Raw genomic sequence first — 13,788 nt, forward strand, 5'->3', positions numbered from 1 at the left:
AGTTGATTAAATGTATAAGACAGTATATTATATACACAATAATAAATATAGGATACCGAATGATACTAGCGGGAGAGATCTGGGATATCCAGACGCCGAAGGAGAAAATCCCTGAATCGCTTTCAGGGGGGAAACTCTCAGGCAAAGAGTACTGCTAGTAGACGGGACTCTGGAGAGTTTCTTGTAACAGAGAACACCAAAGGGGATGCCTAAACGGCGAATCTCTCAGGTTCAAGGACAGAGGAAGTGCGATGTGCATTTCCTCTGTCCTTTTTTATGTTGCTTGTAGGAACTAAGGTTTCCCTTCTCGCCATAAGGCATCTAGCCAATCCAAGGCGCATGTTTTGCTCAGGGACACTCAGTCGTCCATGGCAGCGCTTAAGTCTCGAACGTCCTGTTCGAGTCCATGGCTATAGGGACAATTGTCCATCCTTAGACGGCGATCTAATCTAAAATGGCCTGTTTGAGTCATGGACAGCGCTTAATTAGGGATACTATTTACGTGACAAAAAATGAGGAGGTTGCGATATGGTTGGACCAAAACGAACGCCGCTTTATGAAGAACATCTGGCGGGTAAGGCCAAATTAATTGACTTTGGCGGGTGGGAAATGCCAGTACAATATGCTGGTGTAATTACAGAACACCATGCAGTGCGGAAACAGGCAGGGCTTTTTGATACTTCTCATATGGGAGAAATTGATGTTCGCGGTAAAGACGCACTAGCCTATGTCCAGATGTTGATTACCAATGATGCGAGTGTACTTAAGGATGGGAAAATTCTATATTCTCCCATGTGTTACCCTAGCGGCGGTATAGTTGATGATTTGCTCGTTTATCGCTATGATTTAGAACACTTCTTTATCGTTGTCAATGCATCTAATACTGATAAGGATTACGATTGGATGCTTGAGCAGGTTCAAGACTTTGAGGTGAGTGTCGACAATGTTTCTGACAAATATGTGCAACTCGCGTTGCAGGGCCCGCTCGCAGAAACAATTTTGCAACGTATATCAAATGTTGATCTGTCCAAGATAATATATTACACATTTACACACGGCGAAATTGATGGCGTGCCATGCCTTATCTCCCGTACTGGCTATACTGGAGAAGATGGGTTCGAGATTTATTGTTCACCTGAGTTTGGTCGGCAAATATGGCGGAAGATCTTAGAAATCGGTGCCAAGGATGGTGTACAACCGATTGGCTTGGGCGCTCGTGACACATTAAGATTTGAAGCTCGCCTTCCTTTGTACGGCAATGAATTAGGTAAGGAAATTACTCCGCTAGAAGCAGGGATTGGTTTTTTTGTTAAATTTGACAAAGATGATTTTGTCGGGAAGGCTGCTCTCCAAACCCAAAAGGAGCAAGGAGTACCCCGTAAATTGGTCGGTCTAGAAATGATCGGACGCGGCATAGCCCGCTCTCATTATCCTCTACAAAAAAATGGTGAAGAGATTGGATTTATCACTTCAGGCTCTTTCTCTCCGACCCTGAATAAAAACATTGCTTTAGGGCTAATTCGCGCGGATTTGGCTGTTCAAGGTGAGGTTCTGGACGTGTTGATTCGCGAGAAACCTGTGCAAGCTAAAATTATCCCTTCCTTGTTTTATAAACGCGGCTAAATTCCAACGTGAATTGCGAGTCTCAGCTTAATTGATAACTGTTTCTGGTAGTGTGGTTGACCCATAATAAGGGTAAGATAACAAAAATATTAGGAGGATGATTATATTGAATCCTGTAGAATTGAAGTATAACAAAGACCATGAGTATGCAAGGGTGAGTGGTAACATTGTAACGTTTGGGATTACTAATCATGCACAGGAAAGCCTCGGGGACGTTGTGTTCGTAGAGCTTCCAGATGAAGGTTCGTCTGTGACAGTCGGAAAATCCTACGGTACAGTGGAATCCGTGAAAGCAGTCTCTGATATTACGGCTTCAATTAGTGGGAAGGTCGTTGAAGTAAATACGCTAGTCTTGGATGCACCAGATTTACTAAACAGTGATCCCTATGGGGAAGGCTGGTTAATTAAGGTTGAAGCAGATGACTTATCTTCGCTAGAGACAATGATGACGGCTGCCGAATATGAAGCGTTTGTAGCTGAGGAGGAACATTAGAATGAATTTTGTACCGAATACGGACAGCCAAAAGGAGCAGCTCTTAGCCCGTATTGGGGTTAAGTCTGTTGAGGATCTCTTTGAGGATATACCTCAGGAAATCCGCCTAAAACGCTCTCTCAATATTCGTGGAGGAATGTCAGAGCAGGAATTGGTTAAACAGGTTCAAGGGTTGGCTAATGCTAATAAAACGGTTGAAGAGTATAGTTCATACCTGGGAGCCGGTGCTTATGAACATTTCATTCCGAGTTTTGTGGATCAATTGTTGCTACGCTCTGAATTTTATACAGCATATACACCATACCAACCAGAGATTAGTCAGGGGACACTTCAAGCAATTTATGAATATCAGACTTTAGTCTGTGAGTTAACAGGGATGGATGCGGCCAATGCCTCGATGTATGATGGGGCTTCGGCCCTAGCGGAAGCAGCCCTTATGACAGGGGATGCTACACGACGGGAAAAAGTGCTTGTCTTACAAACGGTGCATCCGGAATATCGTGAGGTATTGAAGACTTATCTGCCTCCGCGGGGCGTGGAGATTATTGAAATTCCCTATCAGGATGGAGTGACAGATTTTTCCGTCTTTGAGGCTGCGCTCCAAGAGGATGTTGCCGGTGTAATTCTCCAAAATCCTAATTTCTTTGGTAGTGTTGAAAAAGCTGAGCAAATTGTACAGCTTGCGCACGCCAAAGGGGCCCTTGTGGTTATGGCAGTTAATCCCGTCTCTTTAGGATTACTAAAGTCTCCAGGAGAATGCGGTGCGGATATTGTTGTTGGAGAAGGACAGGCCTTTGGTAACCCGTTAAATTTTGGAGGTCCTTATCTGGGATTTTTGGCCACTCGGGATAAATTTGTCCGGCGTATGCCCGGGCGGATTGTTGGTTTAGCCAAGGACAAAAACGGAAAAACGGGATACGTATTGACGCTTCAGGCCCGTGAGCAACATATCCGGCGGGAAAAAGCTTCATCCAACATTTGCTCTAATGAAGCGCTCTGTGCGCTAGCGTTTACTATGCATTTGAGTGCACTCGGCAAAACAGGGATCAAAGAATTAGCATATCTAAACTTGCAAAACGCTCATTATGCCGCACAGGAGATTGGAAAGATTCCAGGGATGAGTTTGGCTTTCTCAGGACCGTTCTTCCATGAATTCGTGGTTAAGACGAAGGCTGAACCAGCGATGGTCAATGCTTGGCTCCTGGAGAATAAGATTATTGGTGGATTAGATCTTGCTCGCTTCTACCCGGAACTAGATCATCACCTCCTCTTCTGTGTGACCGAGACGAAGTGTAAAGAGGATATTGATCGGCTAGTGGCCAGATTGGGGGAAATCCAATGATAACATCGGAACCGCTAATGTTTGAACTTAGTGCCAGCGGGCGAACTGCGTTTAGCTTACCTACTTGTGATGTACCAGAAGTTCCGGTTGAAATGCTTATTCCTGGAGAATTTCTTACGCAGGTGGAATCGCAACTCCCAGAACTTTCTGAAGTAGATGTCGTTCGTCACTTTACCCGTCTTTCCACTTTGAATTATGGTTTGGATACTGGGTTTTATCCGCTAGGGTCGTGTACTATGAAATATAACCCGAAAGTCAATGAAAGGCTGGCTCGCCTGCCTGGCTTTACAGCCTTACACCCTTACCAGCCTGAGTCCATGACTCAAGGGGCTTTGCAGCTCATGGCTGAACTTCAAGAAGATCTCTGTGAATTGACGGGAATGGATGGATTCACTCTCCAACCTGCCGCTGGTTCACATGGAGAACTGACTGGGATGTTACTCATCAGGGCCTATCATCAGCACCGTGGAGATAAAAAACGCACGAAAGTGATTGTCCCGGATGCTGCCCATGGTACCAATCCTGCCACGGCGGCGATGGCAGGTTATGAAATTATCGTGGTTCCTTCCAATGATCGTGGCGGAGTTGATGTTGAGGAACTAAAAAAAGTTGTCAATGACGAAGTCGCCGCACTCATGCTGACAAATCCCAACACGGTGGGACTCTTTGAAGAGAATATCGTTGAAATCACTAAGCTGATCCATGATGCAGGTGGGTTATTGTACTACGACGGAGCGAATACCAACGCGATTATGGGTATCGCTCGCCCTGGAGACATGGGCTTTGACGTTGTACATCTGAATTTACACAAGACGTTCGCCACTCCTCACGGGGGCGGCGGTCCAGGATCTGGCCCAGTCGGAGTCAAAGAATTTTTGGCGCCGTTCCTTCCAAAGCCTATAGTGGTTCGGCGTGAGGATGGGACTTATGGGCTTGAGGAAAACTTACCATTATCCATCGGCCGAGTACGATCGTTTTATGCGAACTTTAATGTTCTGGTTAAAGCCTATTGTTATATTCGAAGCCTTGGTGGACCAGGATTAAGAGCGGCCTCGGAGAATGCAGTGCTGAATGCCAACTATTTAATGAGTATTCTCAAAGAACATTATTTCCTGCCCTTTGATCGTGTGTGCAAACATGAGTTTGTCATTACCCCTAAAAATCTAAAATCTACTGGGGTGCATACCTTAGATATTGCTAAGCGCTTATTAGACTATGGCTATCACCCACCGACGATTTATTTCCCGATGATCGTCGAAGAAGCCATGATGATTGAACCAACCGAAACTGAAAGTATCGAAACCCTTGATGGCTTTACAAAGGTCTTAATAAAGATCGCGGAGGAAGCACGTACTGAAACAGATCTTGTCAAGAATGCACCGCATACTACCGTAGTGTCGCGCTTTGATGAAGTTGCTGCCGCGCGGAAGCCAAATCTGCGTTGGCGGAAAGAGTAGTGTAACTGTACGAGCCATTGCAAAACCCCCTCAATTCCTACTCAATAAAGGATTTGAGGGGGTTTTTGATAAATAGCTAGCGCTTTACCCATTAATCGAACTCGAAATTGCAAAAATGTGCAAGGTTTTTTTGCTATACTAAGATATATATTGAAGTGAACACTACGTTGTAGTGCTAAGTAGGTGAGGATAAAGATGGAACAATTAGACGCGTTAGTTAAAGATGCATGGGAAGTGCGACGCGCGCACTTTGCGGACGAAATATATTTTGACTTTCCGTCGTTGACGGAGAGCATTTCTCTTACAGGTAAGTCCTGTGCTCTTAACTGTGCACACTGTGGAGGGCATTACCTTATGGGAATGCGCGACGTTACGGAGATTAAAGCCCAAGGATCTCTAAATTCAACAAACTATGCCTTTCACAGTGCATTAATCAGCGGAGGGTGTACCATAGATGGCAAAGTTCCATTTACCCAACATCTGGATTTTCTGAGCAATCTAAAAAAAGATGTGCGCTTGAATTTTCATGTCGGGTTGCTGGATGGAGATGAAATTAGGTTGCTGAAAGATTTAGCAAATGTTGTTTCCTTTGATTTCGTTGCAGATCCAGAAACTATTCAAGAGGTCTACGGGTTAATGAAGGGATTGGAAGATTACAGTCGTGTTTATCAGGCACTCAGAGAGGTGGTGCCGGTGATGCCTCATTTAACCCTTGGACTGAGAGGGGGGCAATGGGGTGGAGAAGAAAGGGCCTTGGATGCGCTCGAGGAACTAGGGCTAGATGGCTTGATCTTTAACGTCTTTATTCCAACGCCGGGGACACGTTATGCGCAAAAGAAGCCGCTTCCTGTGGAAGAGGTGATTCGCTTTTTAGCAGGAGCAAGAATGCGTTTTCCAGACCTATCTTTAGCCTTGGGATGTATGCGGCCGAAGGGCAGATATCGCCAGGCTTTAGATGAGGCGGCGGTTGCCTTGGGATTAAATCGGCTTGTCATGCCGACCCCGGGAGCGCGCCGGCTAGCAGGTGAGTTGGGGTTACGTGTGATTAAAGGAGAGGAGTGTTGTGCGCTATGATCCGCTGTTCAATTGGTACTGCAAAAGTATTAGGTTTAAAAAAAGTTAAAGTGGACGCCTTGCCTACAACCGCTTATCTTATGGTCGGGGAACGTTGCCATTTTAATTGCGCTTTTTGTGCGCAAGCTCGGGAGAGTAGCTCAAGAGCTGACCTCCTTTCTCGGGTCAGTTGGCCAAAATTCCAGCGGGAATCGTTTCTTCAGGGATTAGTCCATCCGGATGCCCAGGCGGTACTGCAACGAATTTGTTTTCAAGTCGTCCAAGACAAGGGGGCGTTAGAGGAGACCAAGGAATGGGTCAAATCCGTAAAAGACAAAACCAATCTTCCGATTTGCGTTTCAGCAGGTCCTCGAACGCTTGAGGAAGTCAAAGAGCTTCTTGACCTTGGGGTTGAACATGTCAGCATTGCTTTGGACGCAGCAACTCCTGAAATCTATGAGCAAAGTAAAGACGGATCGTGGACAAAACGCTTTGAGTTATTAAATCAGTCGGCCAAAAAATTTCCTGGTCATATGACTACGCACTTGATTGTGGGACTGGGAGAAACTGAAGAGGAAATGATCAGACTCCTCCAGACAATGTATGACAAGGGAATATCCGTAGCACTATTTGCGTTCACTCCGATCAAAGGGACGCGTATGGAAGGGATAAAACAACCAGATATGTCTCAATATCGGCGGGTTCAGGTTGCCCATGATCTGATACGGACAGGTTTGCGTGTAGAAAATTTTAGATTTCGAGATGGCCAGATAACAGACTTTGGGATTCCCGTGGACGAGCTCCAAGAGAGAAGGGGCGGGGAGCCGTTTCAAACCTCCGGTTGTTTGGGATGTAACCGTCCGTACTATAATGAAACTCCTGGAGAAGAACTTTACAATTATCCCAAGTCCTTAACGAGTGAAGAAGTTGAGGTGGCATGGTCGCATATTCGTAGAGTACGGGGTACCGCTTAGAGAAGCGGGAGTCCCGTGATCGGATCAAGGGATAAGTGGGAAGGAGTATGAGAAGGAGTATGACAATCTGGCGTTATTTACCTTATGCGGTTTATTCCGGAGCAGAAAATATGGCTATTGATGAGGCTCTCTTACTGACGATGGCTCAAACGGCAGATCCCCAACCCGTGCTGCGATTTTATGGGTGGAGTCCTGCGACTCTTTCCTTAGGGTATGCCCAGAGTTATCATAAAGAGGTCGATGAAGAAGCCTGTTTTGCTGAAGGGATTGACATAGTTCGCCGACCAACGGGTGGAAGAGCGGTTTTGCACCAATTCGAACTGACTTATAGCATCATTGCACCTGAACATGATCCGCATGTTGCTGGAACGGTGATAGAATCCTATTTGAAAATTAGTCAGGCCTTATTAAAGGGTTTAATAGCTTTAGGGGTTCCCGCAGAGATGGTTGCGTGCGGTGGACTCCATGAAGCTAGTTCGTCCGCCTGTTTTGATGCGCCGTCTTGGTATGAATTAGTGGTCAACGGTCGCAAACTTGTAGGGAGTGCTCAGGTACGAAAAGAGGGGATGCTCTTACAACACGGGTCTATCCTTCTTCATTTTGACGCAGAACTGCTCTTTCGGCTGCTTAAGTTTCCCAATCAGAAGATCCGGCAACGATTATTGACAGGATTTAAGGACAAAGCCTGCGCACTGGATGAAGTATGGACACAGCCAATTGAGAGAGAGGAACTGGAACGCCAACTATGTTCCGGATTCTGCGATATCATGGAAATCGAGTTAATTCGTAGCCGATTGACAGAGCCAGAGAAGGCCTTGATGGAAGATGTGCTTCTTAAATATCATTCTGAGGGGTGGACAAAAAAGCGATAATAAAGTGAAAATTAAACTTCTACACAATTTTGCAGGACTTTGGATAAAAAAGTTGAATCTTTCTAAAAGTAAAGGCAACTCTCTTTGGCAGACATTATAGGGTAATTGCTTTGATACACCAGAGATGGGGGCGCTAAAATGCAGGTTGAAGTATTGCCGAACGCGGGTTCACCGCTTTTACCCTACCTAGAAGATAAATTAGTCATCGTGATTGACGTTTTAAGAGCTACAAGCACCATGGTAACTGCTTTGGCCAATGGATGTCAGTCCATTATACCGGTGCTTTCGCCTGAAGATGCTATTGAAAGGCGTTTAACACTCCCCGGATCTTTATTAGGTGGGGAGCGCGATGCGCTACCGATTGACGGGTTTGATCTAGGCAATTCACCCTTTGATTATGTTCCAGAAAAGGTCGGAGGTAAAAGAGTCATTATTACCACGACAAATGGCACAAGGGCAATACGAGATGCAAGCGCAGCTCCTAAGATCTGGATGGCTTCATTTCTAAATATGCATAGCATTGTCTTGGCTGTTTTACGACAATTCGAAAATAACGACAAGCTTCAAGGGGTTGTGGTGTTTTGCGCGGGTACAGAAGAGCGTTTTGATCTTCCGGATACGCTATGTGCTGGAATGCTGATTGATGGGTTGGGATCAACTGTAACTCTCAATGATTTGGGCGAAGCCGCACGCATGTTATATCGCAGTTCAGAGCATAATCTTGTAGAAAAGATCAGCGATTCGGTTCACGGAAAAAGGCTTATATCTTTAGGGTTTGAACGTGACGTCGTTTATTGTTCCACGCCCAATGTTTTGCCGATTATCCCAGTCTTTGATGAGGGAGAAATTGTGTGGTTGACGGAGGAGTAGCGGAAATGCTCGGAGAACGAATGTTTAAATAATGTGAAGAAACAGTAAATTTTTTTACGAGATATAATAGGGTATAATGAGGGGGACATATTATTGTAGAAGGAGGCTGATGATAAAATGGCAAGTTTTAAAGTCCCTGTTGGCATTTCAAACCGTCACATTCATTTGTCCCAAGAACATATTGAAATTCTTTTTGGTGCAGGTTACACTTTGACTAAAATGAAGGACCTGAGCCAGCCTGGCCAATTTGCGTCTGAGGAGACCGTTACCCTAATTGGACCGAAAGGATCGCTTCCGGGAGTTCGTGTTCTGGGGCCAGCCAGGAAAGCATCTCAAGTGGAGCTAACTGGGACGGATACGTTTAAGATAGGTGTAAAACCCCCAGTTAGAGATTCAGGTAAGCTTGATGATACACCTGGTATTGATGTCGAAGGTCCAAATGGGCGCGTTCACATGGATCAAGGAGTGATTGTTGCAGCTCGTCATATTCACATGACTCCGCAAGATGCTACGAAGTATTCATTAAAAGACGGAGATCATGTTCGCGTCGTAGTTCCCGGTCCCCGAGGCGGAGTTTTAGAACAAGTTCTCGTCCGTGTTAATCCCGAATACGCTTTGGATTTGCATGTTGATACTGACGAAGGAAATGCATTTGGTCTATTTAATGGTCAGCAACTGGATGTCTTGCTTGATTTATGGGTTTAGATCTAATTTAATTAAGGTGAGCTTATTTGAACTATCTTAATAACAAAAAAACCAGAAACTTGTTTCTGGTTTTTTTGTACTATTTAAAAAGTATAACTTTCAGTTATGTACTTTCTGGAGGATCCCTTTTCCTCAGCTATGGTTACGGGGATTCTGGGCTATTCATGCCAGCGCATTATTGCAACTAAGGCAATCGCCGCGCCTGAGAGCTTGGCGATTACCAAGTATATTTATGCTATTTTCTGGAAAGAAAGGTATTGGGGTGAAAGCTCTATTTTTGCATACCTCTCTAAATGATATCTGCTTAGTCTTGTATATGCTTAGATGACGGTGTAAATTTTATTGACATGGGAACACTAAATTTGATGTTTTAACGTGAGGTGGAATATTTTGACCGATTCGGATGAAGAAAGTGAATCGACAGTGTTACTCTCAGCGAATCCTGTAAACGTTCAGGAGTTGGCCGGGTTAAGGCGTCAGGTTACATTATTGGCGGAGACTTTGGAAAAGATGAGATTGGCTGAATACATCGCGTATCTAAATCGTCCGGGACGCCTTCTTTGGTTCAATTTCTTGGTTGGTCTTGTGCGGGGCTTGGGAACAGCATTGGGAGCTGGACTCCTCGCAGGAATTGCTTATTTCTTGTTAAAACGTATTGTTGTCCTTAACTTGCCGGTTATTGGAGGGCTTATTGCAGAACTAAGTAAATATGTGAATCAACCTTAGATATGATAGGGGACGAGAGTATGAAAGAACAAACGCGTTATACCAAATTAATCGAAAAGCTCCGCGAAGAGCGGAAATATTCAATGGAAACCGCGACAGAACTTTTTAATGGAGATATGAGAGAGTCCTTGGGCGAATTGTCGCTCATAGATAATCATCCGGCAGATATTGGCACTGAGGTTTATGAACGCTCACGAGATGTTGCCCAACATGATCGTCTGATCCACAAGGTTGAAGCAATTGACGTTGCTTTAGCTCGGTTTGACGAAGGGAAATATGGCATCTGCGAACACTGTGGTCATGAAATCCCGGTAGAACGACTTGAGGTTCTGCCCTACACTACAGTATGCACAGAATGTAGCCGTGGGGAGGAGCTGGAGGAGCAACACTCTTTACATCGCGATCCAGTCGAGAATGAGCTTTTGAATCGCCCATTTTCACGGACCTTTAATGACGGAACGGATCGAGTAGAGTTTGATGGCGAAGACTCTTGGCAAGCAGTTGCTCGCTATGGCACTTCAGATTCTCTTCAGGATTTAGGTACAAATCGAGATATCTCGGATCCAAATGACCTATATGAAGATTCGGATGAAGTGATTGGTGCTGTTCAGTACATTGAGACAATTGAAACGGAAAGAGAGCCGAAAGGGAGGGGAAACAAAATTCACTATAGTAAGGAACATGGTTTGACGTAGAGAGGAAGTTTATTGGCAAGTTCGCCTGAAATTAAATTGTAAAGAGAACCATCAAGCGATGGAGCGAGTCGAGTGCAGTTGGCGAAGCGTGAAGACGCACATTGGTCGCATTAGCTTCGCCAAGAAGCGAGGCGCTCCAGAGCTTTGGTGAATGTATAATACATTTTATTCACCCATGAATAGTTTGCCCTGGTTGAAGCCCTGTGTTAAGATGAGGGAAAACGGTGGGGGTAAGAAGGTTGCTGGTTTGGCTTACAATTATTGGGGTATGGATCATTGATCGTTTTCTAAAGGTGTTAATTCAAACGAACTTTAGTCCTGGTGAAACGTTGATAGTCATCCCCAAAGTATTTCATTTAACGTTTGTTTTAAATCCAGGCGCTGCATTTGGCCTGATGGCCGGTCAGACTTGGATTTTTATCGTTACAGCGTTTGTAGTTATAGGTGGAGTGATTTATGGCCAGTTTCGTATTCCTCCAAGAGAGAGGCTCACGCGTATAGCGATTGGGATGATCGGTGGCGGAGCACTTGGAAACTTGTATGACCGTCTTGTAATCGGCCGAGTAGTAGATTATTTGGATTTCCAAATCTGGCCATACGTTTTCAATTTTGCGGATAGTATGATTGTTTCATCGGTGGGGTTACTCATGTTCCTTATATATAACGAAGAGAAGGCCCGAGGCATATCAGAAAAGATAGAAGAGCCGCCCACTACTCCTCGTAAACAAGGCAATGAGTGAATCTCATTCAGGTCCAGCGTTCTAACCTTCAAACGGCCTGTTTAAGTGATGGACAAGTCTCCTGAAAATTTGCTAGAATGTGTAGTCAAGCATTCATCAAATGATAATTAAAATTAATGGGGTTATAAGTGTGGAAAAAGTGTTAAGTGAAGCTGGTATGGAAGATTTTGAATTGGATGAAGAACTATCAAACGAGGAAAACCTGTTGAGCGCTAACCAATCTGCTGACTTGGAAACCTTTGAACTTGAAGTAGGTGTTCGCCTTGATGTTGGTGTAACTGATATTTTGGGAAAGAGCAGGTCTTTCGTTCAAGGACTCATTGTGCAAGAGTGCATTAGAGTAAACGGTATCCCCAAAAAAGCGAATTATAAGGTTCGTCAGGGGGATAAAATTGAAGTGGAGATTCCCACTTTACGTGAGTCTACTGCTGAACCAGAAAATATTCCACTCGAAATCCTCTATGAGGACGAGGATGTTTTGGTTGTGAATAAGCGTCAGGGAATGGTAGTCCATCCAGCTCCCGGGGCATGGACGGGAACTCTGGTCAATGCTCTGTTATACCACTGTCACAATCTTTCAGGTATCAACGGGGTATTACGTCCAGGAATCGTGCATCGGATTGACAAAGACACATCGGGAATTTTGGTGGTGGCTAAGAATGATATTGCTCATCAAGGACTGGCCACTCAGCTTAAAGCACATACGATGGCTAGGAAGTATCGAGCGCTTGTTCACGGGGTAGTATTAGAACCTTCTGGCACGGTTGATGCCCCCATTGGGCGTGATCCTTCTAACCGAAAGAGAATGGCTGTGGTAATGCATCACTCGAAACCAGCGGTCACGCATTATACGGTATTGGAACGGTTTCAGGATACTACATATCTTGAGGTGCGTTTAGAAACAGGTCGGACGCATCAGATCCGTGTCCATATGCTTTATATTAAGCATCCAGTTTTAGGGGACCCCGTGTATGGAACAAGGAAAAATCCCTTTGGACTACACGGCCAAATGCTACATGCCGCACATTTAGGATTTGAGCATCCGCGCAGTGGGAAATGGATGGAGTTTGATGCCCCTTTACCTAAGGTGTTTGCAGGACTTGTTGAGAAATTACGCACGGAATAAGGATGAATGCAAATATCCTCGGTTTTTACGGGTAATGAGTGAATTGCTTGGTGTAGTTGGATTAATTTTAGGCCTATATAGCTTTTTGGGGCTGAGCCCCAGAGTTTAACGCTTTAGTGTTCTGCCGCAAAGAAAATAAGAAAGGGAACATTGTTGCTCCCCAATTCTCATTGTGGCAGAACCCAATTTAGGCGCTCAGGTTGCTCTCCGGCATAGCCTTATTCTCTATAATTGGTAAGAGCACCTATAAAGAGAACTATCATATCAACTACAAATAATTGCATCCTGAAGCTTTGCTGGACGTATATTTAAATTTCATTCACTATTCATCCCTTTCATTGACTTTCAGTCGATCGTGAAGTAAACTAATGTACAAGTGTTATAGCCTTTAATGAAGTCCCGAGAGGCTTGGGAAGGCAGACGGAAGCGTGGGAGGACTGTCTGCTGATTCAGACGGTTTTTTTTATACCCTTCTATCAAATCTTCAGAGCCAAGTATTAACCCTAGAGTGAAAGGAGTTAGTAAGCTGTGGAAGTAGGCGCGTTTAAAAGCAAAATCTTAGATGCTGATGGAATTCGTCGGGCGATTACTCGTATTGCTCACGAAATTGTTGAAAAGAACAAAGGCACTGATAAACTTGTTTTGGTCGGCATTCGTCGTAGGGGCGTGCCATTGGCGGAACGAATTCAGCAGTACATTGAGGAGTTTGAAGGAGTAAAGGTTCCACTGGGAATTCTGGATATCACCCTTTATCGCGATGACTTAAGTACGATTGACATACACCCAGTTGTCCATGAGACGGACATTCCAGTAAGTATAGAGGGAAAAACGGTGGTTCTTATCGATGATGTACTTTATACAGGGCGAACGGCCCGCGCGGCTTTAGATGCAACAATGGATTTGGGAAGGCCAGAACGCATCCAATTGGCTGTGCTCGTAGATCGTGGACATCGAGAGCTACCCATTCGTGCAGATTATGTAGGCAAGAACCTACCTACATCACGGCGGGAAATCGTGGCGGTGCGTTTACAGGAAGTTGATGCGGAAGAAGATGTACTTTTACTGGAACATGAAGATATGAATTAAATGAGACTTTACCCTTTAAATGCTAT

At 44.8% G+C, this 13,788-nt stretch carries 14 protein-coding genes and 1 riboswitch; all 14 genes read left to right on the plus strand.

Annotated elements, in window-relative coordinates:
- Positions 1 to 59 precede the first annotated feature (59 nt).
- Positions 60 to 164: riboswitch (glycine riboswitch) on the plus strand.
- Positions 165 to 528: 364 nt separating this feature from the next.
- The 14 genes from gcvT to pyrR all read left to right on the plus strand — a co-directional run bounded on the left by gcvT (position 529) and on the right by pyrR (position 13,762).
- Positions 529 to 1,623, plus strand: a complete 1,095-nt coding sequence (gcvT, locus tag E4K67_RS03605; RefSeq protein WP_135545005.1) for a glycine cleavage system aminomethyltransferase GcvT — start codon at positions 529 to 531, stop codon at positions 1,621 to 1,623.
- 106 nt (positions 1,624 to 1,729) lie between these two features.
- A complete protein-coding gene (gcvH, locus tag E4K67_RS03610; protein ID WP_135545006.1) occupies positions 1,730 to 2,116 on the plus strand; it encodes a glycine cleavage system protein GcvH in 387 nt (128 codons plus the stop codon).
- 1 nt (position 2,117) lies between these two features.
- Entirely contained in the window at positions 2,118 to 3,458 is a 1,341-nt protein-coding gene (gcvPA, locus tag E4K67_RS03615) for an aminomethyl-transferring glycine dehydrogenase subunit GcvPA (protein WP_135545007.1), read from the plus strand.
- Positions 3,455 to 4,915, plus strand: coding sequence for an aminomethyl-transferring glycine dehydrogenase subunit GcvPB (gene gcvPB / locus E4K67_RS03620; RefSeq protein ID WP_135545008.1), 1,461 nt, complete (start codon positions 3,455 to 3,457; stop codon positions 4,913 to 4,915). Before gcvPA ends, gcvPB begins: the two co-directional genes overlap by 4 nt.
- A 195-nt stretch (positions 4,916 to 5,110) precedes the next feature.
- On the plus strand, positions 5,111 to 5,989 hold the full coding sequence (locus E4K67_RS03625; protein ID WP_135545009.1) for a LipS1 family lipoyl synthase: 879 nt from the start codon (positions 5,111 to 5,113) through the stop codon (positions 5,987 to 5,989).
- The gene (locus E4K67_RS03630) at positions 5,986 to 6,942 is read left to right on the plus strand and encodes a LipS2 family lipoyl synthase (protein ID WP_135545010.1); all 957 of its coding nucleotides are present in this window, start codon (positions 5,986 to 5,988) and stop codon (positions 6,940 to 6,942) included. Before E4K67_RS03625 ends, E4K67_RS03630 begins: the two co-directional genes overlap by 4 nt.
- Positions 6,943 to 7,001: 59 nt before the next feature.
- Positions 7,002 to 7,814 carry a lipoate--protein ligase family protein gene (locus E4K67_RS03635; protein WP_135545011.1) on the plus strand — a complete coding sequence of 271 codons (813 nt, stop codon included), beginning with the start codon at positions 7,002 to 7,004 and terminating at the stop codon, positions 7,812 to 7,814.
- A 138-nt stretch (positions 7,815 to 7,952) separates the two neighbouring features.
- A complete protein-coding gene (locus E4K67_RS03640; protein ID WP_135545012.1) occupies positions 7,953 to 8,684 on the plus strand; it encodes a 2-phosphosulfolactate phosphatase in 732 nt (243 codons plus the stop codon).
- A gap of 117 nt (positions 8,685 to 8,801) precedes the next feature.
- Positions 8,802 to 9,389 carry a phosphate propanoyltransferase gene (gene pduL, locus E4K67_RS03645; RefSeq protein ID WP_135545013.1) on the plus strand — a complete coding sequence of 196 codons (588 nt, stop codon included), beginning with the start codon at positions 8,802 to 8,804 and terminating at the stop codon, positions 9,387 to 9,389.
- Positions 9,390 to 9,779: 390 nt separating this feature from the next.
- Entirely contained in the window at positions 9,780 to 10,115 is a 336-nt protein-coding gene (locus E4K67_RS03655) for a DUF5665 domain-containing protein (RefSeq protein ID WP_199242447.1), read from the plus strand.
- Positions 10,116 to 10,135: 20 nt separating this feature from the next.
- A complete protein-coding gene (locus E4K67_RS03660) occupies positions 10,136 to 10,810 on the plus strand; it encodes a TraR/DksA C4-type zinc finger protein (RefSeq protein ID WP_135545015.1) in 675 nt (224 codons plus the stop codon).
- A gap of 239 nt (positions 10,811 to 11,049) precedes the next feature.
- The gene (lspA, locus tag E4K67_RS03665; protein ID WP_135545016.1) at positions 11,050 to 11,550 is read left to right on the plus strand and encodes a signal peptidase II; all 501 of its coding nucleotides are present in this window, start codon (positions 11,050 to 11,052) and stop codon (positions 11,548 to 11,550) included.
- Positions 11,551 to 11,707: 157 nt separating this feature from the next.
- Complete coding sequence (locus tag E4K67_RS03670) at positions 11,708 to 12,676, plus strand: RluA family pseudouridine synthase (protein ID WP_135545184.1); 969 nt, start codon at positions 11,708 to 11,710, stop codon at positions 12,674 to 12,676.
- Positions 12,677 to 13,204: 528 nt separating this feature from the next.
- A complete protein-coding gene (gene pyrR / locus E4K67_RS03675) occupies positions 13,205 to 13,762 on the plus strand; it encodes a bifunctional pyr operon transcriptional regulator/uracil phosphoribosyltransferase PyrR (RefSeq protein ID WP_135545017.1) in 558 nt (185 codons plus the stop codon).
- The last annotated feature ends 26 nt before the right edge of the window (positions 13,763 to 13,788 follow it).

Origin of the sequence: Desulfosporosinus fructosivorans (assembly GCF_004766045.1) — a bacterium.
GTDB lineage: Bacteria > Bacillota > Desulfitobacteriia > Desulfitobacteriales > Desulfitobacteriaceae > Desulfosporosinus > Desulfosporosinus fructosivorans.

Coding starts and splice junctions, on each gene's coding strand:
- gcvT (WP_135545005.1), top strand. CDS start 529: ATGGTTGGACCAAAACGAACGCCGCTTTATGAAGAACATCTGGCGGGT.
- gcvPA (WP_135545007.1), top strand. CDS start 2,118: ATGAATTTTGTACCGAATACGGACAGCCAAAAGGAGCAGCTCTTAGCC.
- E4K67_RS03635 (WP_135545011.1), top strand. CDS start 7,002: ATGACAATCTGGCGTTATTTACCTTATGCGGTTTATTCCGGAGCAGAA.
- E4K67_RS03630 (WP_135545010.1), top strand. CDS start 5,986: ATGATCCGCTGTTCAATTGGTACTGCAAAAGTATTAGGTTTAAAAAAA.
- E4K67_RS03625 (WP_135545009.1), top strand. CDS start 5,111: ATGGAACAATTAGACGCGTTAGTTAAAGATGCATGGGAAGTGCGACGC.
- E4K67_RS03670 (WP_135545184.1), top strand. CDS start 11,708: ATGGAAGATTTTGAATTGGATGAAGAACTATCAAACGAGGAAAACCTG.
- E4K67_RS03640 (WP_135545012.1), top strand. CDS start 7,953: ATGCAGGTTGAAGTATTGCCGAACGCGGGTTCACCGCTTTTACCCTAC.
- E4K67_RS03660 (WP_135545015.1), top strand. CDS start 10,136: ATGAAAGAACAAACGCGTTATACCAAATTAATCGAAAAGCTCCGCGAA.
- gcvPB (WP_135545008.1), top strand. CDS start 3,455: ATGATAACATCGGAACCGCTAATGTTTGAACTTAGTGCCAGCGGGCGA.
- pduL (WP_135545013.1), top strand. CDS start 8,802: ATGGCAAGTTTTAAAGTCCCTGTTGGCATTTCAAACCGTCACATTCAT.